We start from the raw sequence: 23,255 nt of genomic DNA on the forward strand, positions 1-23,255 counted from the left end.
GGCGCTGGGTAATTCCATCAGGCCGAAAGCTCCGGAACATAAAAAGACCCTCCATCGTAAGGGGCCTTACCGATGGAGGGTCAAGTGTGCGTGGTCGCACATTTGAACTTGTGGGTCAGAAGATGTTGGGCACCGTCCTCAGCGGTTCGGCATTGGCAATCATCCTGACCTTGCGCATTTCAGTCTTGCCTGCCTCCTTGGCGATGGCAAGCAAACATTCCTCATTCTCGGTTCCCCAGGCCTGACCCCAGCAGGCGCGGTCGGTCGGCGACATCGGCGCCAGTCGTGCGGTCTTGCCGATTTCGCGAAGCGTGTCCGCGATCTTGACCGGGGCGCCGCTCGGCTCTTCCATGGCCGCGCCGGCTGCCGGCATCATCAGCGCCATCGAGGCAAATCCCACCGACACCAGCGTTGCGAACATGATCATCGGATGATCGCTGCGCTGGCGCAACGCGATGCGTGGGAAACGGCCATGCCGCTCCGGAACCTGGAAATTCCCGTCGAATTTCGGATTGCTCCGCTTCCCGAACATTGTTGTCGTCGCCTCGATTATCGTTTCCCTGTTGACACCAACATAGGGGTGTTTTGTTTCTGCCCGATGTTGCGACGTTTAAGTTGTGTAACAGGCATGAAACAAATAAATTCGGTCAAATTCAGTCAGTTTCAGTCAAAAAATAGACCGCCCGAGCTACTACTCGGGCGGTGAAAAATGCACTTGTGCTGTATCAGTTCTTGGCGACGAGCCGGTAATACACGAAATCCGAGGTCGCACCGTTGACGTAGCCGCTGACTTTCGGGGCGAGCGCCACCTGCTTGACCGCCTGGAACATGATGACGATCGGCGATTTTGCCTGCACCTGCTTCTGCAGGTCGACATACATGGCGTCACGCTTGGCACCATCGGTCTCGGCGAGCGCGGCAAGCGTTGCCTTGTTCATTTCGTCCGGCACCGCCCAGGCGTTGCGCCAGGTCGTCGTGCTCTGGTAGCTGCCGTCGGCATTGTCGGCGTTGTAGGCAAACGCCTTGGCGTTCGAATGCGGATCCATGAAGTCCGGCCCCCAGTAGAGCAGCATCGCCTCGTGCGTGCGGGCGCGGTATTTGGTGATTACCTGCGCGCCGGTGCCCGGCACGATTTCAAAATTAATGCCGGCCTGGGCGAACGTCGATTGCAGCGACTGCGCCATGTCTGTGAACGGCGTCGAGTTGATGACGTCGAGCGTCACGGTGATCGGCGTCTTGATACCGGCGTCGGCGAGGATTTTCTTCGCCTTTTCAACGTCGTAGGTAAACGGTGTGTCGTCCAGCGCGCCAGGGAAACCGCTTGGCCAGAAGGCCTGGTGGGTCGTCATCTGGCCCTTGAGGAAACTGTCGGTCATGCCCTTGTAGTCGACGAGATAGCGGGCGGCGTCCCACACGGCTTCCGGCTGCAGCGCGGCGGTCTTCTGGTTGAAGCTCAGGAAGTGAACCGCGGCCTGCGGGTAGGTCTCGATCTTTACCGTACCCTTGCCTTCCAGGCCCGCGACCTGGTCGGGCGTCAGGTTCTGTGCCATGTCGACATCACCCGATTCCAGTAAAAGCTGCTGGGTCGCGGCTTCGGCGACATGGCGGATGATCACCGACTTCATCTTCGGCGCGCCCTTGAAATAGTCGGGATTGGCGTCGACGGTCAGTATCTCCGCCGGGCGGAAGACGCGCAGCTTGAACGGGCCGGAGCCGGCGGAATTGGCGTTCAGCCAGGCATTGCCGAGATCGCCGTCCTTCTCGTTGGCCATGACAGTCAGTTCGTCGACCACCGAAGCCGGGCGCGAGGCCATCACGTTCAGAACGAAGTTCGGCGAGAAGTCGCCTTCATATTTGATGACGATCTTGTTGCCGTCGATCTTCACCATCTCGGCGATGTTTTCGGGCGTCCAGCCGAGCTGGGTGAGGATAAAGGCTGGCGCCTTGTTGAGCACCACCGTGCGCTTAAGGGAAAAGAACACGTCCTCCGGGCGCACCGGGTTGCCGGAGTGGAACTTCACGCCGTCGCGCAGCGTGAAGGCAATCGTCTTTGACGCGGCATCGGACGACCATTCGGTGGCAAGGCCCGGCGCCAGCTTTTCGGTGTCCTCGGCGTCATATTGCACCAGCCGGTCGTAGACATTGGTGACGAATTCGCCGGAGGTGAATTCGTAGGCTTGGGCAGGATCGATGGCGACGATATCGTCGATGTTCTGCGCCACCACCAGTACGTCCGGCGGCGTTTCCGCAAGGGCGTGGAGCGGCGCCAGCGGCAACGCCAGCGCGGCCGCCAGCATGGCGGTTCTGAAAAACTTCATGGTTTCGTTCTCCCTCTTGATCTGGAACGTTCGGATTTTTTCACGGTGTCTGCTTCGGCCGATTTGGCGGCCGAACCGGGATCCTGCATTTCGGTTCGCGGACGCAGGATCGCCATCGTTCCCGTCCACAGCACCTTGGCTGCCCCCTCCGACCGGTTTTCCCAGCTGTGCGAGCTCGAACCGCGGAAGTGCAGACTGTCACCCGCCGACAAGGTGACCGTTTCGTCCTCGATGGTTTGCAAGAGTTCGCCCTCCAGCACATAGAGAAGCTCGTCTCCCTCATGCCGCACCATTTCGGACCGGTGGCCGGGTGGCACGGTCATCATGAAGGCGGAAAGCCCGCGGCCAGCGAACTCGGCATGCAGCCGTTCATAGACGACCGAAGATCCAGGCAGCGAGAAACGCGGCCGCTCGACGCCGCGCGTGAGGCCGTTCTCGATGGATGGCGTGGCGATGAAATAGTCGATGTCGACGCCGAGGCCCCGCGCAATGCCTGCCAGCGCCCCGAGCGAAGGGGTCGCTTGATCGCGCTCTACCTGGCTGAGGAAGCCTATCGACAGCCCTGCCGCCTCGCCCAGCGCCTGCAATGTCATGTGAAGACGCCGGCGCCTCGACCGAATGAGCGCGCCGACCTTCGGTTGGCCCGACCTGGCGTCCGGCAGCGGTTCGATATTCACAGTCAAAGCCGCCTCATCAAAATTTTTTTGATGTAAGCAAAATTTTTTGTATAGTCCAAGCATCAATTTTCAGCACGCCGAATACCTCCCGTGATTTCTGCCGGCGTGTCCATCGTTCAGGAAAGTGTCTGCCTTTGTCGCTCGAGCCTGCAATCGAACCGGCAGCGCCTGCCGCAGTCGGTGGGGAGCGACGCGATTCCCGCAGAGCCCGCCGGCTCGCGGTCTCGCTCGGCGCCTTCCTGGTCACCGTGGCGCTGACTTTCCTCGGCCTCTTGGCCATCACCTTCTTCATCGGACGCGTCGTGCCGATCGATCCGGTCCTGGCCGTTGTCGGCGACCGCGCACCGCAGGCGGTCTACGAGCGGGTTCGCGAGGAGATGGGCATTGACCGGCCCTTGATCGTCCAGTTCGCCTCCTATGTCGGCGATGTGGTGCAGGGCGACCTCGGCAATTCGGTCTCGACGCAGCGGCCGGTCGTCGAGGACCTCGCCCGCGTCTTCCCGGCGACGCTCGAAATGGCGACCATCGGCATCATCATCGGCGTCCTGCTCGGCGTTCCGATGGGCGTCTGGGCGGCCAGCCGGCAGGGCAGCCTGCTCGACCAAGCGATCCGCGTCGTCGGCCTGCTCGGCTATTCCGTGCCCGCGTTCTGGTTGGGCCTCGTCGGCCTCGCGGTGTTTTACGCGCGCCTGCAATGGGTGAGCGGGCCTGGCCGCATCGACGTCTATTATGACGGGTTGGTGCCGCCGGTCACCGGCCTGATGCTGGTCGACAGCCTGCTTGCCGGCGACACGCAGGTTTTCATGAACGCCGTCCAGCATCTGATCCTGCCGGCGTCGATCCTCGGCTTCTTCAGCCTCGCCTACATCGCGCGCATGACGCGTTCCTTCATGCTCGACCAGCTCAACCAGGAATATGTCACGACCGCCCGGGTGAAAGGCGTCTCCGAACGCGCCGTCATCTGGCGGCATGCCTTCCGGCCGATCCTGGTGCCGCTCATCACCGTCATCGGTCTGTCCTATGCCGGGCTGCTCGAAGGTTCGGTCATGATCGAAACCGTGTTCTCCTGGCCGGGCATCGGCAACTACCTGACCAACGCCCTGCTCAACGCCGACATGAACGCGGTGCTCGGGGCGACATTGGTCATCGGCGCCGTCTTCATCGGCATCAACAAACTGTCGGACGTGCTGTACCGCGTCCTCGATCCGAGGGCGCGCTGATGACGACAGTCGACTGGCTGCTGGCCGACTCGCCGTCGTCGCGCATGCAGGCGCGGCTCGGCCGCTGGTACCGCATCTTCCGGGCCCTGCTCCGCAACCCGCTCGCCGTGATCGGCGGCATCATCGTGCTAGCGCTGATCGTCATCGCCGCCTTCGCGCCGATGATTGCAACGCATTCGCCGATCGCCGGCTCGCTCTCCGAGCGCCTGATGCCTCCCGACGCACAGCATTGGATGGGCACCGACGAACTCGGACGGGATATCTGGTCGCGCATCGTCTACGGCGCCCGCATCACGCTGGCCATTGTCGCGCTTGTCGCGGTGCTTGCCGCGCCTGTCGGCCTGCTGATCGGCGCCATCTCCGGCTATTTCGGCGGCTGGACAGACCGTATCCTGATGGGCATCACCGACATCTTCCTGTCGATGCCCAAGCTGATCCTGGCGCTGGCCTTCGTCGCGGCGCTTGGACCCGGCATCGAAAACGCCATCATCGCCATCGCCATCACCTCATGGCCCGCCTATGCGCGCATCGCGCGCGCCGAAACGCTGACCTTCCGCAACAGCGAATTCATCCAGGCCGTACAACTGCAGGGCGCTTCCGCCACCCGCGTTATCGTCAGGCACATATTGCCGCTCTGCTCGTCGTCGATGATCATCCGCGTGACGCTCGACATGGCCGGCATCATCCTAACCGCCGCCGGCCTTGGCTTCCTCGGCCTCGGCGCGCAACCGCCGCTGCCGGAATGGGGCGCCATGATCTCGCGCGGCCGCACCTTCATCCTCGACCAGTGGTGGGTCGCCACCATGCCAGGTTTCGCCATCGTCATCGTCAGCCTCGGTTTCTGCTTCCTCGGCGACGGCCTGCGCGACGTGCTCGATCCCAAGCAGGGAGGCAAGCGATGAGCGCCCCGCTGCTCGACGTTCAGAACCTGCGCGTGACCTTCCCGACGCTGCAGGGGCCGGTGGAGGTGGTGCGTGGCATCTCCTTCCAGGTCGGTCGCGAGCGTGTCGGCATCGTCGGCGAAAGCGGCTCGGGCAAGTCGATGACCGGCCGGTCGATCCTGCGGCTCATCCGGTCGCCTGGTACGGTCACCGCCGACCGGCTGCGACTCGGCGATACGGACATCCTGACAGCTTCCGATAGGGACATGCGCGCCATTCGCGGCCGCCGCATTTCCATGGTGATGCAAGACCCGAAATTCTCGCTGAACCCGGTGATGACCATCGGCGCGCAGATCGGCGAAGCCCTGACCGTGCACCAGAAATTGCCCCGCCAGGCGGTGCGGCGGCGCGTTCATGAAATGCTGGAAGCGGTGCGCATCCGCGACCCCGAACGCGTGTTCGGGCTCTACCCGCACGAAGTCTCCGGCGGCATGGGCCAGCGGGTGATGATCGCGATGATGCTCATCCCCGAACCCGACCTGTTGATCGCCGACGAGCCCACATCGGCGCTCGACGTCTCGGTGCGCGCCCAGGTTCTGCAGATCATCGACGACCTCGTGACCCGCAAGGGCATGGGCCTGATCTTCATCAGCCACGATCTCAACCTGGTTTCGCGCTTCTGCGACCGCATCCTCGTCATGTATGCCGGCGAGATCGTCGAGCAATGCCGCGCCTCCGAACTCGGCAAGGCCACGCATCCCTACACGCGCGGCCTGCTCGCTTCGGTGCCGAGGCTCAATGAGACGCGCGCCGAACTGCCGGTGCTCGACCGCAGCGCCTGGAGCGTCGCATGAACGCCCTCCAGATCCGCAATCTCAGCGTCTCCTATGGCGACACCAGAGTGGTCGACACTGTTTCCATCAACGTGGTGCGGGGCGAAAGCTTCGCACTGGTCGGCGAAAGCGGCTCCGGCAAGTCGACGGTGCTTAAAGCGGTCGCCGGGCTGGCGCCGCAGTGGACCGGTGAGATCTCCGTGTTCGGACAGCCACGCAGCAAGGGCATCGACCGCGCATTCGCTTCGCGGGGCCAGATGGTGTTCCAGGATCCCTACGGCTCCCTGCACCCGCGGCAGACGGTCGACGCGACGCTCAGCGAACCGCTGGCGATCCATGGCCTCGGCGGCCAGGATGCCCGCGTTCAGGAGATCATGGCGGCCGTCGGGCTCGACCGGCGTTTCCGCTTCCGCCTGCCGCATCAGCTTTCCGGCGGGCAGCGGCAGCGCGTGGCGATCGCCCGCGCCCTGATGCTCGAACCCAAGCTCCTGCTGCTCGACGAACCGACCTCCGCGCTCGACGTTTCGGTGCAGGCCGAAATCCTCAACCTGCTCAAGCGCCTGCGTCGGGAAAAAGGCCTCTCCTACCTTCTGGTCACGCACGATCTGCCGGTGGTCTCGTTCCTCTGCGACCGGCTGGCGGTGATGCGCGAGGGAAAGATCGTCGAGACCAACACGGTGGACGCACTGAAACGCGGCCGCATGACCAACGATTATTCGCGCGAACTCATCGAGAAGAGCGCGCTGACCACCAGTGCCTGAAAGGACTTTTCCGTGACCGATACCTTGAAGCCCTCCACTGACTTCCGCAGTGCGATCGAGGCGACGAACGACCCGGCGGTCGCCTGGGCAGCGCTACAGCGGCTGGCCGACGTGCTGTTCGGCGTGAAGCTGTTCACGGTGTCGACCGTCGACATGACGGCTGGGCTGTCGCGGCGCCTCTTCACCAGCGATCCCGCCAGCTACCCGGTTTCGGGCACCAAGCCGATCTCCAAAGATGCGTGGTACGAGCAGGTGGTGGCTGGCCGGCAGAACTTCATCAAGAACACGCTCGCGGAAATCTCAGGTCATTTCCCCGATTACGAACTGATCGGCAGTCTCGGCTGCGGTTCGGTGCTCAATATGCCCGTCGTGCTCGGCGGCGAAGTTGTCGGCACGGTCAACTGCCTCGGCGCCGAACATCATTTCACGCCGCAGCGCATCGCGGCGTCCGAACATCTGAGATTGCCCGCACTTGCCGCTTTCCTGATCTTCCACAACGCGGGTCGCGGATGATCTGTGGATTTTCCGTCTCAGTTCAAAAATTGAAGGGCCGTTTCCCCAGGGAAACGGCCCTTATAATAGCTGGGAAAACCCGAGGCTCGAGGGTCAATCGGCGCCGTAGCCGATGATGCCCTTCACTTCGAGGAAGTCGTGAATGGCCCAGTCGGCATATTCGCGCCCGTTGCCCGACTGCTTGTAGCCGCCGAAGGGCGCGAACGTATCCCACTCCGGATAGTTGAGGTTGATCTGGCCGGCGCGCAGTCTGCCGGCGACCTTGCGGGCGTGGCTGATGTCTTTGGACTGTACATAGGCGGCAAGCCCGTAGACGGTATCGTTGGCGATACGGATCGCATCTTCCTCGTCTTCGTAGGAAAGCACAGACAGCACCGGCCCGAAGATTTCTTCGCGCGCGATCGTCATGTCGGGCGTGACGTGGCCGAACACGGTCGGCCGCACGAAGTAACCGCGGTTCAAGTCTTCCGGCCGGCCGGGGCCGCCGGTGACCAGCGTGGCGCCTTCCGAAATACCGCTTTCGATCAGCCGCTGGATCTTGTTGTACTGAACCTCGCTGACCACCGGTCCGAGCTGGGTTTCCTCCGAACGCGGGTTGCCGACCTTGAAACGCTCCGCCGCCTTGCGGGCGACAGCCAGCGCTTCGTCATGGCGGGGCGCCGGCACCAGCATCCGGGTCGGCGCATCGCAGGACTGGCCGGAATTGCCGAAGCAGCCTTCGACGCCCTTGCGCACCGCCCGCTCGAAATCGGCGTCTGGCAGGATGATGTTGGGCGACTTGCCGCCGAGTTCCTGTGCGACGCGCTTGACGGTTTCGGCGGCTGTCCTGGCGACGATGATGCCGGCGCGGGTCGAGCCGGTGAACGACACCATGTCGACATCGGGATGGCCGGCCATCACCTGGCCGACATCAGGACCGGTGCCGTTGACCATGTTGTAGACGCCTTTCGGTGTGCCGGCCGCATGCATGACCTCGGAAAACACGATGCCCGAGATCGGCGCGATCTCGGAGGGCTTCAACACCACCGTGCAGCCGGCGGCGATTGCCGGCGCGACCTTGCAGACGATCTGGTTGAGCGGCCAGTTCCATGGCGTGATCAGCGCGCAGACGCCGATCGGCTCCTTGACCACCATGGTGGTGCCGCGCAGTTCGCCGAATTCGTAGTCTTCCAGCGCCTTGATGGTTGCTTCCATATGCGCCCGGCCGGCCCAGGCCTGCGCCTCGCGCGCCCAGGTGATCGGCGCACCCATTTCGTGGCTGACGGCCTGGGCGATGTCCTCGAAGCGCTCGTTGTAGACTTCGAGGATTCTTTTCAGTAGCGCCAGCCGTTCGGCCTTGGTCGTTTGCGAGAACGTTGGAAAGGCTGCCTTCGCTGCCGCCACCGCGCGGTTCACGTCTTCCGATGAGCCGACGGAGATAGCGGTGTAGGCTTCCTCGGTAGAAGGATCGATCACGTCCAGTTTCGCGGGTTTGGCCGGATCGACCCAGGCGCCGTCGATGTAGAAGCGAAGGTGGTTGTTCATCCGGTTTCTCCGTGATTGGTTCGCGGCGGCAGACTAGAGGTCCGCCCGAGGATCGCAAGGGGCAGAGCGGATGGTGTCGGCGATCCAGCGGCGGATTGCTGTCGGGATAACGACCATCGGCAGGTAGGCTGCGCCATGCGGACGTAGCGGTCAGTTCTTCAGGACGTCGGCCCAGTCCTTGTGGCGGCGGAACTCCGTCGCGACATACCTGCACAGCGGCGTGATCTTGACGCCTCCGGCGCGCGCATCCTCGACCGCCCTAACCACCAGCTTCTCGGCGATGCCCCGGCCGCGATATTCCTGCGGCACCCAGGTGTGGTCGACGATGATGTGGCCGGGACCGCTTTCGACGAAGGTCAGTTCGGCTGGCTCGCCACTTGGCATGTCGATGACATAGCGGCCGCGATGCCCGCGCCGCTCCAGTCTTATCTCGGTTTTGGTCCGGTCCATGATTGCCTCGCATTCGCTGGGTTAACCGGAGGCCGCTGCGGATGGTTCCGCCACCCCGCTCGGAGACCGGCAACTCGTCAGCTTTTCAGTACGTCCGCCCATTCCGGATGCCGCCTGAATTGCGCATTGGCGAAAGGGCAGAGCGGAATGATCTTCTTGCCGGCGGCGCGGGCATCCTCCACGGCGCGAGTGACCAGCCGAAGCCCCGCACCCTGGCCGCGAAAGGCATCCGGCACTTCGGTATGATCGATGATGATCATCTGGTCGCCGGCCTTGCTGAACGTCATCTCCGCTTCGGCCCCCGCCGGGCCACGCAGGAAATAACGGCCTTTCGAGCCTGTGTCCTCGGTCTGGATTTCGGGTAGTGCTTCGGTCATGTCGGGCGTCCTGGCTAGGCAGCGCGGTAAGGCGTGAGAAAGTTCCTGGCTGCGACAAGCTCGTTCTGCCGCATTTCATGACCGCCCTCATGCCACTCCACTGTGACATCGGCCTTGAGCGCGCGCAAATAGCTTTCCAGCCGCGACGTCATGTTGGGAGGGCAGATCGGATCGTGGCGTCCCGCCGTGATCAGTATCCGCTTGCCGGCGAGATCGCCTTCCACTTCCGGCTCGAACGGGATCAGCGGATGCATCAGCACCGCGGCGTCGAAGAGCTTCGGCTCTGCGAACACCAGCGAGGCTAGGATGTTGGCGCCGTTGGAGAAGCCGAGGCCGATGACCGATGACGGCTTCGCCGCTTCGACATGCGCCCGCACAAAACCTGCCATCTTGACGGTGCGCACCGCAAGGTCGTCCATATCGTAGACACCCTCGCCGGTGCGACGGAAGAAGCGCGCCGCGCCATATTCGGAAACGTCGCCGCGTGGTGCGACCGCCGCCGAACCGGGCAGCAGATCGAGCGCGAGACCGAGCAGCTGGTTTTCGTCACCGCCGGTGCCGTGAAAGAGGAATGCAAGAGGACCGCCGGGCGTGCCAGGCAGCGTTGCGTGTATGTAGGAATCCTGGGACATCAATTGCCTCGTATCGGTATCGGACATTTCGCAGGCCCGGCGTTGGCGTCTCCAGCACTCAGTCGCCGAGCGGCTGCAGGTGTTTCTCGAGGTAGGGGCGAAGATGCGCATGCTGCTTGGGCAGTTTCAATGCCTCGCCGAGATGCGCCGTATCCTCGTCGCGATCGAAACCCGGCTCGTTGGTGGATACCTCGAACAGCACGCCGCCCGGCGTGCGGAAATAGATCGCCCAGAAATAATCGCGGTCGATGACCGGTGTGACCTGGTAGCCGGTGTCCATCAGGGCCTTGCGCACTTCGAGCTGCCTTGCGCGGTTTTCGACTGCAAAGGCGATGTGATGCACCGAGCCGGCGCCGAGATCAGCGAATGGCGCTCCGGGCGAGGTCTCGATGTCGATGAAATCGGCGCCGTTACCGTTTTTGACCGCCAGCCGCTTGATGTTTCCCGACGTATCGACCTCCTCGTAACCCATGAATTTCAGCAATTCCCCGGTGGCGCCGCCGTCCTTCAGGCGCAGCGTCGCCGAATGGAAGCCGCGGATCGCCTCGTCGGCCGGCACGCCGCTTCCAGACCATGGCGCGCGCGCATCGCCCTTGGCTTCGGCGAGCGCAAAGCCGTCGCCGTCAGGCCCTTCGAAACGCAGCCGCTTTTCGCCGAAGCTTTCTTCACGCTTGAGGCCGGCGACCTTCCTTTCTGCAAGCCGGCTTTCCCAATAGCCGAGCGAACCTTCCGGCACGGAATAGACCGTTGAGCCCACCTCGCCGACGCCGGACCTGCCCTTGCCGATGTTGGGGAAAGGAAAATAGGTCATCACCGAGCCGGGCGTACCGGTCTCGTCGCCGTAATACAGGTGATAGACATCCGGCGCGTCGAAATTGACGGTTTTCTTGACCCGACGCAGGCCGAGCGTGCCGGTGAAGAACGCGTTGTTCTGGCGGGCATCCTTGGCCATCGAGGTGACGTGATGCAGGCCCTTGATCTGATCGAGCATTGTCGTGTTCCTTGCGTTTCGCGGTTTGCGGCGCCGCGCGCTGTTGGGCCATATGTCGATCCATTGCGCGGTGAAGGAAAGGGGCAGCCGGCGCGAAGGATTGTTCACTTTCATTGAACGACAAGGATGGCAGCGTTGATGACTGCGTGGTCGTCGCCATGGCTGGATACTGAGATAGGGGGAATACGTGGCGAAAAAGCCGACAAAACCGAACGTGCTTCTGATTACCTGCGACCAATGGCGCGGCGACAGCCTTTCGGCGGCCGGGCACCCCACGGTGAAGACGCCGAACGCCGACGCATTGGCGCGGGAGGGCGTGCTGTTTTCACAGCATTATGCCGGTGCAGCGCCCTGCTCGCCGGCGCGCGCCTGCCTGTACACCGGCCTCTACCAGATGAACAACCGCGTCTGTCGCAACGGCACGCCGCTCGACGCAAGACACGATACGATCTCGCTGGCGGCGCGGCGCCTGGGCTACGATCCGACGCTGTTCGGCTATACCGATGTCGCGCCCGACCCGCGCCTCGTCGCTCCCGGCGATCCTTGGCTGCGCAGCTATGAAGGCGTGCTGCCAGGCTTCACCGTCCGCCAGTTCCTGCCCGAGCACCAGAAGCCGTGGCTTTCCTGGCTCGCCGGGCGCGGCGTCGATTCATCGGCCGGATTTCCCGATATCCACCGCCCAAGAGGGAAGGTATCGCAGCAGGTCACCGACGCACCGCCGATCTATTCCAGGGACGAGACGCCGACCGCTTTCCTGGCCGGCGAGTTCACGCGTTGGCTCGGCGAACAGGAGAGCGATGCAGGCTGGTTCGCCCACATTTCCTTCATCAGCCCGCATCCGCCCTTCATCGTGCCGGAGCCTTACAACACGCTCTACGACCCGGCAGACGGACCGGGCTTCAAGCGCGCCGAAACCCCGGAGGCGGAAGCCGCCGCCCATCCCTATCTTGCCTGGGAGCTTTCACAGCAGCAGCGCTCCAAGTTTGTGCCGGGCCTGGATGGCAAGGTCAGCACCTGGGGTGACGAGAGTTTTCGAAAGGTCCGCGCCCTTTATTACGGCATGATTTCGGAAGTGGACGCGCAACTCGGCAACCTCTGGCGGAAGCTGAAAGAGGCAGGCGCGTGGGACAACACCATAATCGTGCTGACCTCGGACCATGCCGAGATGATGGGCGACCATTATATGCTGGGCAAGGGCGGCTTTTTCGACGGCAGCTATCATATCCCCTTGATCATCCGCGACCCTCGCAGGGCGCAAACCGCCGGAACGCGTGTCGACCGGTTCACCGCGGCGGTCGACATCATGCCCACGCTGCTCGAACTGCTCGGCTCCGACGCTCCCGCCTATCTCGACGGCAAATCGCTGAAGCCATTCCTGGACGGCGCGTTGCCCGTCGCGTGGCGCGACGCCGCGCATTGGGAATATGACTTCCGCTCGGTGGCCGAAGGCTCGACGGAGGCGCATTTCGGCCTCGCCTCGCAGCAGTGCAATCTCGCGGTCGTAAGGACAGCGCAGCACAAATACGTCCACTTCGGTGGCGGCCTGCCGCCACTGCTCTACGACTTGCGGGACGATCCCGGTGAAACGAGAAATGTGGCCGCCGACGCCGGCTACCTCGGGCTCCGGCTGGAATTTGCCGAGCGGCTTCTCGCCTGGCGGGCGGAGCATCTCGACCAGTCGCTGGCTCTGGTTGAACTTACGCAGGAGGGTGTCGTCGGTACGGTTCCCCGGCGCATCTGAGTTGTTGTTCGATACGGAAGCCCCGCACCGTTGCCGATGCGGGACTTCCGTCGATCAACGATTGATCGTTACTTGGCCGGAGCCGGGGCAGGCTCAGCCGGAGCCGCGGGCGCTGCCGGAGCCGGCTCCATCGGGGCCGGTGTCGCGGAAGGTGCGGTCTCGGTTGTCGAGCCCGTCGCCATAGGAGCCGGGGCCGGATCGTAAGGCTTGCGGTCGAACGCCGGCAGAGCATCCAGCTCTTCCTTTGTGGCCGCTACGACGATCCAGCGATCGCCATCCTTTTCCGCCCAGTCGATCTTGTCGTAAGGCATTTCGACGTTCTTCTCGCCGACACCGAGGAAGCCGCCGACGCCGATCACTACGCCGGCAACCTTGCCTTCCTTGTCGAGGACGAGGTCGTTGACGTCGCCGATGTTCTGGGCCTCTTCGCCGGTGCCGTTATAGACGGTCTCGCCGATCATGTTGGAAGCGAGGAAACCATCCGCCGGTGTTACCGCCGGGGTCATCTGTTCCGTGGCGGGTGCTGCCGGATCGGCCGGAGCCGCCGGAGTGGTGGTTGCCTGGGCGAACGCGCCGGTTGCAATGAACGTAGCGAGTGCCGTTGTGGCCAAAAGATTGCGGATCATGTACCTTCTCCTTGTGCATGATTTCGTTGCACTGCCGCATCCTGGCGAACCGTCGCAGGAAAACCGGGATGCGGCTTTCACATCTCCACAACGTAAACGCGCGTGTCTGGTTCCGATTTTTTCCGGAATGCCGCCCGGCTTTGACTTCTCGCTGCATTTGACAAATCCCTCTGTTTTTATTGGAACTTTTGCCTACCTCGGTGGTTGAGCAGTGTTATCGTTTATCCGGATCGCCGTTTGCGGCGGTCATGTGGGGCGGAAAGAGGAATGCATTTCGTGGCCGTGCTAAACCGCGACGGCGGAACCCTGCGCACCACCGATCTCGATGCGTTTTCGGATCGCATGCGGGCCACGCTGGAAGGTGCAGGCCACAGCGTCGACATCAATATCGTTGCAGGCAAGGATCTTGTCGCGGCCCTGAAGAAGGCGGCGGGCAGCCGAAAAGCCGACGTCGTGCTTGCGGGCGGCGGCGATGGTACGATTTCGGCTGCCGCCGGCTTGCTTGCCGACAAGAAGAAAGCGCTGGCCGTGCTGCCCGCCGGCACGATGAACCTGTTTGCGCGCGGTCTCGGCATTCCGCTGGCGCTTGACCGGGCCGTCGAAGCCTTTGCCGGGGGAGAGATCCAGGCGGTCGACATCGCCAGCGCCAACGGGCGCCACTTCGTTCACCAGTTCTCGCTCGGCATGCATGCAAGGATGGTGCATCTGCGGGAACGCATGGCGTTCGGCTCGCGCCTCGGCAAGATGCAGGCATCGGTGCGCGCCGCCTGGAATGCGATCCGCAACCCTTCGGCCATGAAGGTTTCCATACTGATCGGTGAAGCGGAGGTGCTGACCAGGTCGACCGGCATCGGCGTCACAAACAACCTGTTCGGCGAGGGCCATCTGCCCTACGCCGATAATCCCGACGGCGGCATTCTCGGCATCTACGTAACGGTGGCGAAGCAGAAGAAGGAACTGATCAGTTTCTTCCTGAACATGGCGCGCGGTCGCTGGCGCAACAACGACCAGGTGGAGATCCATCAGGCTGAAAAGGTGGTGCTGAAAATCCTGTCGGCGCGCCGGAAACACAGATGCGTTATCGACGGCGAACTGCTGCCGCTGGAGCGCGAGACGGAGATCCTCATTCATCCCAAGGCATTGCGTGTGCTGGTGCCGAAGAAAGCCAATGTCCACTGATACCCGCAGACAAGGCGCCCTGGCCGTCAGCTCAACCCGAAGGCCGTGGAGCGGCCGGCTCGACCTGTTCGGCCTGGCCTGGATTCTGCGGGTCGGTTGCTTCGCCGTAGATTTCGGCGATCGCCCAGGCGCCGGCCGCCAGAACCAATGCCGCGATCAGGACGACGAGAACCTGCGATCCCCAGCGCCCTTGCCTCGCCTTGTCGGTCGGAATCGTTTTCGTCATGATTTTTCTCCGTTGGCTAGAGCATCGGACCGAAAAGTGCGCAGCGGTTTTCGGAAAAATCCGATGCGTCAACAAACAGATAGGGCGGCGTAACGATTCTATTCGAGTGTACGCCGCTCTATCGGCGCGGAATTGGCCTCTGGAGAGAATGCGTGCCGGCAATCATGGTTCCACGCCGGCTGCCGGCGCGGGGTTTTCAAACGTAGGTGGGACGACTAACTAGAAAACGGGCGGAAAAGGGAGCCTGGAGGTTGCAATCAGAAACGGGCAAGGGCGAGGGTATCGGATCCCTGCCGAGCGACGTCCGCGATTTCGTCGCGAGCAGCAGCCGGCTGGCAGCACTTCATGCGCTTGAAACGCTCGACACCGAAGCAGACCCGGATTTCGACCATCTGACGCGCGTCGCCGCTTCGGCCATGAACGTCCCAATCGCGCTCGTCAGCCTGGTCGACCTGGACCGGCAGTGGTTCAAATCCTGTATCGGGCTGCCCGACCGCGAAACCCCGATCAGCATGTCCTTCTGCGCCCATGCCATAGCGGGCGGAGACGACGTGATGGTGATCGAGGATGCCACGAAGGATGCGCGCTTCGCGCAAAACCCGCTGGTCACCGGCGCTCCCAACATCCGCTTCTACGCCGGCGCGCCGATTGCGGTTTCGGGCGAGAAGATCGGCACGCTTTGCGTGATCGACCAGGCGCCGCGCGCCCGGCCGGAACCCGTCCAGCTGGAGCAACTGAGATCGTTGGCGGCGCTCGCCTCCACCCTGCTTACCCTGAAGGACGATACCCGCAAGGGCAAGATCGCGCGCGCCGCGCTCCTGCGCGAGGAAAAGCGTCATGCGCTGGCGCTGGAGGCGGCGACCATCGCCAGCTGGGTGTGGCATGTTGAATCCGACACGATCGAATGCGACCCCCTGCTCGCGGTCCTGTTCAACGTACCGTATTCAGCCCGCATCAAGGCGGAAGACCTTTACCGAGCCATCGATAGCCGCGACGTGACCGACACCGAAACCCACCTGAAGCGGGTGCTGACGGAAAGCGACGATTATTCCGGTGAATACCGGGTCGCCGGCGTAACACCTGCCCGCTGGCTGGCGTCGCGCGGCAAAGTTATCGAGCGCGACGCCGACGGCCGGCCGGCGCTTGTCTACGGGGTCAACTTCGAAATCACCGAACGCCGCACCGCCGAGGAACGGCAACGCCTGCTGCTGCGCGAGATAAACCACCGGGTGAAGAACACGCTGGCGACCGTGCAGGCGCTTGCCTCGCAGACGGTTCGCCACTCTCGCGAACCACGCGAATTTCTCGAGGCGTTCAGCGGGCGCCTCCACGCGCTCGGCCTGGCGCACGGCCTGCTTTCCGATCATGAGTGGCGCGGCATCGGCCTCAAGGACCTGATCCAGTTGCAGGTCATGCCGTTCGACAACGTCGGCGTACCCCGCATCGAATTGTTGGGAGAAGACGTCCTGCTCAGTCCCGACCAGGCGCTGGCGCTCGGCCTGATCCTGCACGAACTGGCAAGCAACGCGCTGAAGTATGGCTCGCTGTCCGTTCAGACGGGCAAGGTCGACCTGTCATGGACGACGCAGATGACGGACGACGCACCGCGGCTGGCGATTTCCTGGAAGGAGAGCGGCGGCCCGGCGGTCGAGCCGCCGGAGCACCACGGCTTCGGCTCGATCCTCATCCAGCGCAGCCTCGGCAAGGTGCTGTCGAGCAACGTAAAGCACGAATTCCCGCCGGACGGTGTCAGCGCCGAGATTTCGATGCCGCTCGAGCAGCAGGCGTCCTGAGGCTTAAACCGGCTCGTCCGGATCCGGCCCCTTCTTGCTGTTCTCTCGAAAGATCGCGTAGGCGGCAACTGCCAGCACAGGCGCCAGCAGCGTCGTCAGCCCGCCCTTGCCGCGCAGCAATGTCGGCAGGACCGCGATAGCGGCGGCAGTGGCGATGGTGGCAAGTTCGCCCGAGCGCTTGCGGGCAATGGAACGGGCGCGCATCCCCGCCACGATCCGATGAATGATCAGGATGATGATCGCCAACAGGAAGAAGCCGGCGGCGAAGCCCAGCGCTGCTTCCACCGAGCCGTAGGCCCTGGCCGCCGCGACATAACCTGCCCCGACGAGGAAACCCAGAGCTGTCAGGCCGGCAAGGCCGGCTAGGAAATAGGCGATTGCTGCCCGCCGGAGGCGCCGGGCAACCTGGAATGTTTCGCCGGAGGCGAATGCGGCGAGCAGCGATGCGAGCATGGGCGGCGCGCTGACTAACGGCGCGCCATCAAGGCGAACAGGAAGCCGACGCCGGCGGCAATCGCCAGCGCGGTGATCGGCTTCTCGCGAACGCCAGTCATGATCTGCTGCTCAATATCCTTGGCATTGGCGCGTATGGCTTCGAGCGCGGCTTCGCCTTCGACACGCAGGCGGTCGGCGCTCCCGCTCGCCGCGCGGCGTGCGGCGCCATAGGAATGCTCGCCGGTAGCGGCCAGCTGCTTCGCCAGCTTGGCGATGTCTTCCTTGAGCTGCTGAATATCGGTTTCGAGGTCCTGTGCCGAGGCGCGCACGCCGTTCTCCGACTTGAGGGCTTTGGTCGATATCGTGGCCATGCGAAATTCTCCTTGCGATTGTCGCAGCCTCAACGCCCGTTGGGCGGGGAGGTTCCCCCAAGCCCCTGTTCACGGCCTGAGCTCTTCACCTGACCGTTCAGGCAGCATGCCGCAACTCCCGGGATTAGACCAGCGGGCGCTTGCCCTCGGACATGCCTTCCCAGCGGGCAAGGGCGAGCAGGCCCTCGACATCGACGACCTCGCAGCCCCGGTCGCGCCACTTGACGAGGTTGCGGTCGGCGAGTTTGCGGATCGTCTTGTTGGTATGGACCAGCGACAGCCCGAGCGTATCGGCGATATGCTGCTGCGTGATTGGAATCTCGACCGGCTTCTTGCCGTTGAGCCCCACCGAAGAAGCCCGCGCAGAAATGAACGCGATCAGATAGGCGGCCCGCTCCAGCGCGGTGCGCCGGCCGACGCTCAGCAGATTTTCATCGAGCATCCGCTCCTCGCGCGAGGCAATCCAGGTGATGTCGTAGGCCAGTCCCGGATGGTTGCGGTAGAGTTCCTGCAGCTTGTCGCGCTCGAACATGCAAAGGATCATCGGCGACAGTGCTTCGACGGAATGCTGCATCTCGCCCATCAGGCTGCCTTGCAGCCCGATCAGGTCCCCCGGCATCAGATAATTGAGGATCTGCCGGCGGCCATCCGGAAGCAGCTTGTAGCGGAAGCCCCAGCCTGAGAGGACCGTGAAAAGATGCGCACTGTGCGCACCTTCCACCAGCACCGTGGCGCCCTTGTCGACGCTCAGTTCTCCCCGCTTGAACTTGCTGACAAAGGCAAGTTCCTCCTTTTCGAAGGCGCGGAAAACCTCCAGCGGCCGCAGCGGGCACTCCTCGCACGGATATCTCTTGGCATGGCGAATTGTGTCGGCCCTGGCCATCCGTACCCCCTCGATTTCCAGTATGTTAGATCACTTGGGCGCGGCTTCGTCGATTGGAACAAGGGCTACGTCCGTCCATGTCTTTTTTAAATGACAGTGCGCGAATTGTCCGTCATGAAACGCCTTCACTTTTCTGGAGCATGCCTTGTCCAAACCGCTCGATGGTCTGCGCGTTCTCATCCTGGAAGATGAATTCCTCATCGCCATGGATGTCGAGCAGCTGTGCCGGGACAGCGGCGCTAAAGATGTCGCCATCGCGCGCAGCCTTCACGAATTGGACGACCCCACCGGCGAGCCGCCAGCCTTCGATGTTGCGATCATCGACCTGATGCTTGCCGGCGTGTCGACGCTCGATTTTGCCCGACAGATCCATCAGCGCGGCGTGCCCTTCGTCTTTGCATCGGGCCATAGCGACTTGCAGGAGATTGCCGAGGCATTTCCCGGCATCACAGTTGTAGGCAAGCCGTATGCCGGGGACGATCTCATCAGCGCAGTTGCGGCAGCAGTTGCAAGCGGCCGCTCTAGGCCGCTGTCGACCCCATGACCTGCGTGGCGATCGCGTCGGGACCGAAATCGGCCTCTCCCGATATTTTCAGGATTTCCTGAAGCCTCGTCCTGGCGCGGCTGACACGGCTCTTGATCGTTCCAACGGCGCATTCGCAGATTTCCGCCGCTTCCTCGTAGGAGAAACCCGAAGCGCCGATCAGGATGATGGCTTCGCGCTGGTCTTCCGGCAGCAATTCAAGCGCCGCGCGAAAATCTTCCAGATCGAGCATGCCGTGCTGGCTCGGATGAACGGCAAGCCGTCCGGTCATGATGCCGTCGCTGTCCTGAACCTCGCGGCCGCGCTTGCGCATCTGCGAATAGAATTCGTTGCGCAAGATGGTGAACAGCCAGGCCTTGAGATTGGTGCCCTGCTGGAAACTTGTCTGCTTGTCCCACGCCTTGACCAGCGTTTCCTGGACCAGGTCGTCGGCCTTGTCGGCATTCTGGGCAAGCGATACGGCAAATGCACGCAGACTGGGGATTGCCCCCAGGAGATCGTTCTTGAAACCGGCGGAAGCGGCCATCCAGATCAGTCCTTCTTCGGGGCGGGCGTCGCTTGTTCAAGCTGGCTCAGCAATTGCGCGAAACGGTCTGGAACCTCATCCGACACCAGTTCGTCGTAATATTGCTTGAGCTTTCGACCGATCTCCGTATTTGCTCCCAGGAGTTCGGATGAACCGCTCCCCCTGGATTTGGCGCCTGGTGCGCTTTGCTGATCCTTTTTCATTCTATACATTCGCCCTGACGATCTCCTGGAAACCCGACTTTTGTGCCTTGCTAATGGGTGCAAGCAAGTGTTCGGGCTTCAATGACTTGTCGCCCGGTTCGGGCCACAACGCCGAACCCGAAAATTCGTTCCATCGATACGGAACTTTTTATTGCCCTTGGCGTTTTGGGGTCTAGGTTTGCATAACCTTGCCCACCATCGACGTCATCTTGAGGGAGACGCCTTCCAATGAGTTTATCCGCAAAAATTGCTCCGCATCTGCCGTTTCTGCGTCGCTTCGCACGTGCCGTTTCGGGATCGCAGGCCAGCGGCGACGCGCTTGTGGCCGCGACACTAGAGGCAATCATCTCCGACGTAAGCATTTTTCCGGAGGCTTCCAACGAGCGCATCGCGCTCTACAAGATATTCGCCAAGCTGTTTACCTCCATTTCGATCCGCGTTCCCCATGAGTGGCCGGCTCCGGCCTGGGAGCAGCGCGCCGCCGCAAACCTCTCATCCGTTGCGCCCCGTCCCCGCCAGGCGTTCCTCCTGGTCGCCGTGGAAGGCTTCTCCGAAGACGAAGCCGCGGAGATTCTCGACGTCGACGAGGAAGAACTGGCGTCGCTGCTGCGCCAGGCCAGCACCGAGATATCGCGCCAGGTCGCGACCGATGTTCTCATCATAGAGGACGAACCGCTGATCGCCATGGACATCGAGGAGATGGTGGAAAGCCTCGGCCACCGGGTTGTCGGCACCGCCCGCACCCACGCCGAGGCAACAGCGCTGTTTTCCAAACACAATCCCAAAATGGTGTTGGCCGACATTCAGCTGGCTGACGGCAGCTCCGGCATCGATGCTGTCAACGAGATTCTGTCCTCGACCCCTGTGCCGGTGATTTTCATTACCGCCTTCCCGGAACGGCTGCTTACCGGCGAACGGCCGGAGCCGGCTTTCCTCGTCACCAAGCCGTTTAACCCGGACATGGTGAAGGCATTGATCAGCCAGGCGCTTTTCTTCGACAGGCAGGCCAAGGCCGCCGCCTGATATTTCCGCCAACTGCACGGAAAGCCGCCTACTGCATAATTCCCTAAATCGGGATCGATTTAAGGAGTTGTGCAGTAAATCAAAGTTCTACAAGCAACCTTTGCGCTTCTGAACAGACGCGCGGCGCTATAGAAGGCGGCCTTTCCATGTGAAGGAACAAACCGCGCCGCCAAGCGTTTTCAAGCAAGATTTGGAAGGAGTTCGTCATGCTTTATTGGGCCCTTGTCTTTCTGGTGGTCGCCATCATTGCCGGTGCTCTTGGTTTTGGCGGCATTGCCGGAACATCCGCCGGAATAGCGCAGATTCTGTTCTTCATCTTCCTGGCGTTTCTGGTGCTTTCGCTGCTCGCCGGCCTGTTTCGCAGAGCGCGTTAGAAATGACCGTCAGGCCTGTTACCTGAAAACCGATCCCCTCAAGCGGTTTTCAGCCTCCGCCGGACCGTGCTCCTCCAAAGGAACACGTTGTCCGGCGGAACTTATTTAAGGGGAACCCAACGCAGTCTCGACCGTTCAGCTTGCGAGGGAATGGGATATCGATCCATGAGTCCGCGCAATGAAAAAGGGAGAAGCGACGGGACAGGCGCCATTATGAACATCCCTGCAAGAATTGGCGGCGATATCGAACGCATCCTGCTGCGGTCCCTGCGCAACACCGGCGTTTCGCTGCTGTACCAGGACAGCGATTTGCGGGTTGTATGGACGCAGAATGTGCCCTCCGCCTGGGCACCGGGCGATCTCTATGGAATGACCGACCATGATTTCCTGCCCGAGACCGAGGCACTGCGCCTGACGACCGCCAAGCGCGAGGTGCTGGCGACCGGCAACAGGGACAGCCTTGATATCCGTATCGCTGGCGATGAAGGCGCACGCTGGTTCGACGTGTGGATTGACGCCGATCGTGGCGATGACGGCGCTGTCGTTGGTGTGGTGACCACTGCCGTCGAGACCACGGAGCAGAAGCGGCGCGAGCAGACCTTGCGCACCCTGCTGCGTGAAGTCAGTCACCGCTCCAAGAACCTGCTGGCCATCATCCAGAGCATCGCCACGCAGACCGGGCGCTACTCCGGCACGCTGGAGGGGTTTCTCGGCCGCTTCCGAGGCCGCCTCCAATCGCTGGCGTCGACCCAGGATCTGGTGACCTTGTCCAACTGGCGCGGCGCCGACCTGCGCGAACTCGTGATCGGCCAGGTCGGACGCTATTGCGCCGACCCGGCGAGGAACATCCGTCTAGAAGGAGCCAATCCCTATCTCAACCCCAATGCAGCGCTGCACATAGGATTGGCGCTGCACGAACTTGCGGTGAATTCGGTGAGCTATGGAGCGCTCTCCAGGCCCGACGGCTTCGTTACGATTTGCGCGGCGCTGGCATCGGCTGAAGCCGCCGATGCGCTGACGCTGACGTGGACCGAAACGATCGCTGCACGCGATGGCGCACTGGATGAAAAGAAGTTCGGCAGCGTGGCGCTGGAGCGGGTCGTACCCGCGTCGCTGAATGGCACGGCGTCGTTCACCGCCGATGGCGACCAGCTGGAATATCGCCTGGTGATACCGTCGGACAATTTCGAGATCGACTAACCCCCAGATGAAGCCTTGCAGAAAAAAGCCGGCCTTTTTAGGGGCCGGCTCTGTGCAGATGTCGAAAGACGGAGGGGGATCGTCTTTCATGGTGAGCCGAAAGCCGCGTGGGGGTGGGGTTGGGGTGGGAGGCGGCCTCCGACGTCACCAGCCAATAATTCCTCGCGTGCCGAAAGGTTCCGGCAGGTCGCAAAAAAGTTCGACGACGACGAAAACCGGCCTTCGCCCGTCGGCTGGAACCCGAAGCCACCCCACTTCGTTTCTTTGCCGAAAGGAAATCGGCCATGGAACACATCGCTGCACTCCTGCTCATCATCGGCTGTTCGGACAACCTTGAACAATGTCGTGAACTCCCCTCGCCTGTGACCGTCTTCGAAACGGTCGAGGAATGCGAGGACGCGCTTCCGGTCGGGTTGCGCACCTTTTCCGGCCAGCACCCGCAGATCTTCGCCAAATGCCTGACGGTTGACCCGGCGATGGAAGAAGAGGATGCCGAACTGACGTGGGACGTCAAACCCGACGGCACTCTGGTTGCGTCGATTGGCGCCCCGGACGTCATGGTTGCGTCAGATTCCGCGCGCACGGAGAAGCGCCATCAGACGCAAGAGTAAATTTGCTTGATTGACGCAAATGCCTTTCGGCATGATATGTGACGGTAGGGACAGATTTTTTACCACCAAGGAGAGTTGATGATGAGGAACGTTCTTTTCGCGCTCGCCGCGACACTTGCGATTACCGGCTGCACGACTGCCGAGCAGACCGCGGTGGTCGGAGGCGCTGCCGGCGCAGCTATCGGCGGCATTGCCGGCGGCTGGGAAGGCGCCGCGATCGGCGCTGGCGCCGGCGCCATCGGTGGTTACCTGCTGGGCAGGGCTGCGGACCGTCCCGGTTACTGCCGCTATCGCGACCGCCGCACTGGCCGCGTCTACGTCGAGCGCTGCAGCTGATCAGACT

Annotated in this window: 30 protein-coding genes; 15 read left to right on the plus strand and 15 right to left on the minus strand. The window is 62.5% G+C overall.

Going from position 1 to position 23,255, the window contains the following annotated elements:
• Nucleotides 1-115: 115 nt before the first annotated feature.
• The 3 genes from F3H98_RS06830 to F3H98_RS06840 all read right to left on the minus strand — a co-directional run bounded on the left by F3H98_RS06830 (nucleotide 116) and on the right by F3H98_RS06840 (nucleotide 2,911).
• Nucleotides 116-532: a hypothetical protein gene (locus F3H98_RS06830; RefSeq protein WP_149759385.1), complete on the minus strand. Its 417-nt coding sequence runs from the start codon at nucleotides 530-532 to the stop codon at nucleotides 116-118.
• A 193-nt stretch (nucleotides 533-725) separates the two neighbouring features.
• A complete protein-coding gene (locus F3H98_RS06835) occupies nucleotides 726-2,318 on the minus strand; it encodes an ABC transporter substrate-binding protein (protein WP_149759386.1) in 1,593 nt (530 codons plus the stop codon).
• Nucleotides 2,315-2,911, minus strand: coding sequence for a helix-turn-helix domain-containing protein (locus F3H98_RS06840; RefSeq protein ID WP_244621629.1), 597 nt, complete (start codon nucleotides 2,909-2,911; stop codon nucleotides 2,315-2,317). Before F3H98_RS06840 ends, F3H98_RS06835 begins: the two co-directional genes overlap by 4 nt.
• A gap of 218 nt (nucleotides 2,912-3,129) precedes the next feature.
• Between F3H98_RS06840 and F3H98_RS06845 the strand changes: the two genes are divergently transcribed.
• The 5 genes from F3H98_RS06845 to F3H98_RS06865 are packed head-to-tail and all read left to right on the plus strand — an operon-like array spanning nucleotide 3,130 to nucleotide 7,203.
• A complete protein-coding gene (locus F3H98_RS06845) occupies nucleotides 3,130-4,215 on the plus strand; it encodes an ABC transporter permease (protein ID WP_149759388.1) in 1,086 nt (361 codons plus the stop codon).
• The gene (locus F3H98_RS06850) at nucleotides 4,215-5,117 is read left to right on the plus strand and encodes an ABC transporter permease (protein WP_188130355.1); all 903 of its coding nucleotides are present in this window, start codon (nucleotides 4,215-4,217) and stop codon (nucleotides 5,115-5,117) included. Before F3H98_RS06845 ends, F3H98_RS06850 begins: the two co-directional genes overlap by 1 nt.
• Nucleotides 5,114-5,950: an ABC transporter ATP-binding protein gene (locus tag F3H98_RS06855; RefSeq protein ID WP_149759390.1), complete on the plus strand. Its 837-nt coding sequence runs from the start codon at nucleotides 5,114-5,116 to the stop codon at nucleotides 5,948-5,950. Before F3H98_RS06850 ends, F3H98_RS06855 begins: the two co-directional genes overlap by 4 nt.
• Nucleotides 5,947-6,690: an ABC transporter ATP-binding protein gene (locus F3H98_RS06860; RefSeq protein WP_149759391.1), complete on the plus strand. Its 744-nt coding sequence runs from the start codon at nucleotides 5,947-5,949 to the stop codon at nucleotides 6,688-6,690. The genes F3H98_RS06855 and F3H98_RS06860 overlap by 4 nt, the downstream gene beginning before the upstream one ends.
• Before the next feature lie 12 nt (nucleotides 6,691-6,702).
• Nucleotides 6,703-7,203: a GAF domain-containing protein gene (locus F3H98_RS06865; RefSeq protein ID WP_149759392.1), complete on the plus strand. Its 501-nt coding sequence runs from the start codon at nucleotides 6,703-6,705 to the stop codon at nucleotides 7,201-7,203.
• A 93-nt stretch (nucleotides 7,204-7,296) separates the two neighbouring features.
• On the opposite strand, the gene F3H98_RS06870 is transcribed toward F3H98_RS06865, so the two are convergent.
• The 5 genes from F3H98_RS06870 to F3H98_RS06890 all read right to left on the minus strand — a co-directional run bounded on the left by F3H98_RS06870 (nucleotide 7,297) and on the right by F3H98_RS06890 (nucleotide 11,177).
• Nucleotides 7,297-8,727 carry an aldehyde dehydrogenase family protein gene (locus F3H98_RS06870; RefSeq protein WP_149759393.1) on the minus strand — a complete coding sequence of 477 codons (1,431 nt, stop codon included), beginning with the start codon at nucleotides 8,725-8,727 and terminating at the stop codon, nucleotides 7,297-7,299.
• Nucleotides 8,728-8,877: 150 nt separating this feature from the next.
• Entirely contained in the window at nucleotides 8,878-9,177 is a 300-nt protein-coding gene (locus F3H98_RS06875; RefSeq protein ID WP_149759394.1) for a GNAT family N-acetyltransferase, read from the minus strand.
• 77 nt (nucleotides 9,178-9,254) lie between these two features.
• Nucleotides 9,255-9,554, minus strand: coding sequence for a GNAT family N-acetyltransferase (locus F3H98_RS06880; protein ID WP_149759395.1), 300 nt, complete (start codon nucleotides 9,552-9,554; stop codon nucleotides 9,255-9,257).
• A gap of 14 nt (nucleotides 9,555-9,568) precedes the next feature.
• A complete protein-coding gene (locus tag F3H98_RS06885; RefSeq protein ID WP_149759396.1) occupies nucleotides 9,569-10,186 on the minus strand; it encodes an alpha/beta hydrolase in 618 nt (205 codons plus the stop codon).
• A 58-nt stretch (nucleotides 10,187-10,244) separates the two neighbouring features.
• Nucleotides 10,245-11,177: a VOC family protein gene (locus tag F3H98_RS06890; RefSeq protein ID WP_149759397.1), complete on the minus strand. Its 933-nt coding sequence runs from the start codon at nucleotides 11,175-11,177 to the stop codon at nucleotides 10,245-10,247.
• Between the two features lie 187 nt (nucleotides 11,178-11,364).
• Here F3H98_RS06890 and F3H98_RS06895 point away from each other — a divergent pair, with 187 nt between their 5' ends.
• Nucleotides 11,365-12,918, plus strand: a complete 1,554-nt coding sequence (locus F3H98_RS06895) for an alkaline phosphatase family protein (protein ID WP_149759398.1) — start codon at nucleotides 11,365-11,367, stop codon at nucleotides 12,916-12,918.
• A gap of 68 nt (nucleotides 12,919-12,986) precedes the next feature.
• Here F3H98_RS06895 and F3H98_RS06900 read toward each other — a convergent pair whose 3' ends face one another.
• Complete coding sequence (locus tag F3H98_RS06900; protein WP_149759399.1) at nucleotides 12,987-13,544, minus strand: PRC-barrel domain-containing protein; 558 nt, start codon at nucleotides 13,542-13,544, stop codon at nucleotides 12,987-12,989.
• Between F3H98_RS06900 and F3H98_RS06905 the strand changes: the two genes are divergently transcribed.
• Both F3H98_RS06905 and F3H98_RS06910 read left to right on the plus strand, forming a co-directional pair.
• Nucleotides 13,543-13,752 carry a hypothetical protein gene (locus F3H98_RS06905; RefSeq protein WP_149759400.1) on the plus strand — a complete coding sequence of 70 codons (210 nt, stop codon included), beginning with the start codon at nucleotides 13,543-13,545 and terminating at the stop codon, nucleotides 13,750-13,752. The two genes, F3H98_RS06900 and F3H98_RS06905, sit on opposite strands and share 2 nt — an antisense overlap.
• Before the next feature lie 59 nt (nucleotides 13,753-13,811).
• The gene (locus tag F3H98_RS06910) at nucleotides 13,812-14,723 is read left to right on the plus strand and encodes a diacylglycerol/lipid kinase family protein (RefSeq protein WP_149759401.1); all 912 of its coding nucleotides are present in this window, start codon (nucleotides 13,812-13,814) and stop codon (nucleotides 14,721-14,723) included.
• A gap of 31 nt (nucleotides 14,724-14,754) precedes the next feature.
• Here F3H98_RS06910 and F3H98_RS06915 read toward each other — a convergent pair whose 3' ends face one another.
• Nucleotides 14,755-14,949, minus strand: a complete 195-nt coding sequence (locus F3H98_RS06915; protein WP_149759402.1) for a hypothetical protein — start codon at nucleotides 14,947-14,949, stop codon at nucleotides 14,755-14,757.
• A gap of 251 nt (nucleotides 14,950-15,200) precedes the next feature.
• Between F3H98_RS06915 and F3H98_RS06920 the strand changes: the two genes are divergently transcribed.
• A complete protein-coding gene (locus tag F3H98_RS06920) occupies nucleotides 15,201-16,742 on the plus strand; it encodes a sensor histidine kinase (RefSeq protein WP_244621630.1) in 1,542 nt (513 codons plus the stop codon).
• A gap of 3 nt (nucleotides 16,743-16,745) precedes the next feature.
• On the opposite strand, the gene F3H98_RS06925 is transcribed toward F3H98_RS06920, so the two are convergent.
• The 3 genes from F3H98_RS06925 to F3H98_RS06935 all read right to left on the minus strand — a co-directional run bounded on the left by F3H98_RS06925 (nucleotide 16,746) and on the right by F3H98_RS06935 (nucleotide 18,431).
• On the minus strand, nucleotides 16,746-17,195 hold the full coding sequence (locus F3H98_RS06925; RefSeq protein ID WP_149759403.1) for a hypothetical protein: 450 nt from the start codon (nucleotides 17,193-17,195) through the stop codon (nucleotides 16,746-16,748).
• Nucleotides 17,196-17,209: 14 nt separating this feature from the next.
• Entirely contained in the window at nucleotides 17,210-17,548 is a 339-nt protein-coding gene (locus tag F3H98_RS06930) for an ElaB/YgaM/YqjD family protein (RefSeq protein WP_425294817.1), read from the minus strand.
• Between the two features lie 124 nt (nucleotides 17,549-17,672).
• Nucleotides 17,673-18,431, minus strand: coding sequence for a Crp/Fnr family transcriptional regulator (locus tag F3H98_RS06935; protein ID WP_149759404.1), 759 nt, complete (start codon nucleotides 18,429-18,431; stop codon nucleotides 17,673-17,675).
• Between the two features lie 145 nt (nucleotides 18,432-18,576).
• Here F3H98_RS06935 and F3H98_RS06940 point away from each other — a divergent pair, with 145 nt between their 5' ends.
• Nucleotides 18,577-18,975 carry a response regulator gene (locus tag F3H98_RS06940; RefSeq protein WP_149759405.1) on the plus strand — a complete coding sequence of 133 codons (399 nt, stop codon included), beginning with the start codon at nucleotides 18,577-18,579 and terminating at the stop codon, nucleotides 18,973-18,975.
• On the opposite strand, the gene F3H98_RS06945 is transcribed toward F3H98_RS06940, so the two are convergent.
• Nucleotides 18,953-19,501, minus strand: a complete 549-nt coding sequence (locus F3H98_RS06945) for a sigma-70 family RNA polymerase sigma factor (RefSeq protein ID WP_149759406.1) — start codon at nucleotides 19,499-19,501, stop codon at nucleotides 18,953-18,955. The genes F3H98_RS06940 and F3H98_RS06945 overlap by 23 nt on opposite strands.
• A 5-nt stretch (nucleotides 19,502-19,506) precedes the next feature.
• On the minus strand, nucleotides 19,507-19,704 hold the full coding sequence (locus F3H98_RS06950) for a NepR family anti-sigma factor (RefSeq protein ID WP_149759407.1): 198 nt from the start codon (nucleotides 19,702-19,704) through the stop codon (nucleotides 19,507-19,509).
• A gap of 228 nt (nucleotides 19,705-19,932) precedes the next feature.
• On the opposite strand from F3H98_RS06950, the gene F3H98_RS06955 reads away from it, so the two are divergent.
• The 5 genes from F3H98_RS06955 (at nucleotide 19,933) to F3H98_RS06975 (ending at nucleotide 23,248) form a co-directional block, all read left to right on the plus strand.
• Nucleotides 19,933-20,727 (plus strand): response regulator, encoded by a 795-nt coding sequence (locus F3H98_RS06955; protein WP_149759408.1) that lies wholly within the window; start codon nucleotides 19,933-19,935, stop codon nucleotides 20,725-20,727.
• Between the two features lie 206 nt (nucleotides 20,728-20,933).
• Nucleotides 20,934-21,101: a DUF1328 domain-containing protein gene (locus F3H98_RS06960; RefSeq protein ID WP_149759409.1), complete on the plus strand. Its 168-nt coding sequence runs from the start codon at nucleotides 20,934-20,936 to the stop codon at nucleotides 21,099-21,101.
• A gap of 213 nt (nucleotides 21,102-21,314) precedes the next feature.
• On the plus strand, nucleotides 21,315-22,301 hold the full coding sequence (locus F3H98_RS06965) for a sensor histidine kinase (protein WP_149759410.1): 987 nt from the start codon (nucleotides 21,315-21,317) through the stop codon (nucleotides 22,299-22,301).
• Between the two features lie 284 nt (nucleotides 22,302-22,585).
• Entirely contained in the window at nucleotides 22,586-22,912 is a 327-nt protein-coding gene (locus tag F3H98_RS06970) for a hypothetical protein (protein WP_149759411.1), read from the plus strand.
• Nucleotides 22,913-22,990: 78 nt separating this feature from the next.
• On the plus strand, nucleotides 22,991-23,248 hold the full coding sequence (locus F3H98_RS06975) for a glycine zipper domain-containing protein (RefSeq protein ID WP_342211602.1): 258 nt from the start codon (nucleotides 22,991-22,993) through the stop codon (nucleotides 23,246-23,248).
• The last annotated feature ends 7 nt before the right edge of the window (nucleotides 23,249-23,255 follow it).

It is taken from the genome of Neomesorhizobium albiziae (assembly GCF_900114255.1).
Classification (GTDB): Bacteria; Pseudomonadota; Alphaproteobacteria; order Rhizobiales; family Rhizobiaceae; genus Neomesorhizobium; species Neomesorhizobium albiziae.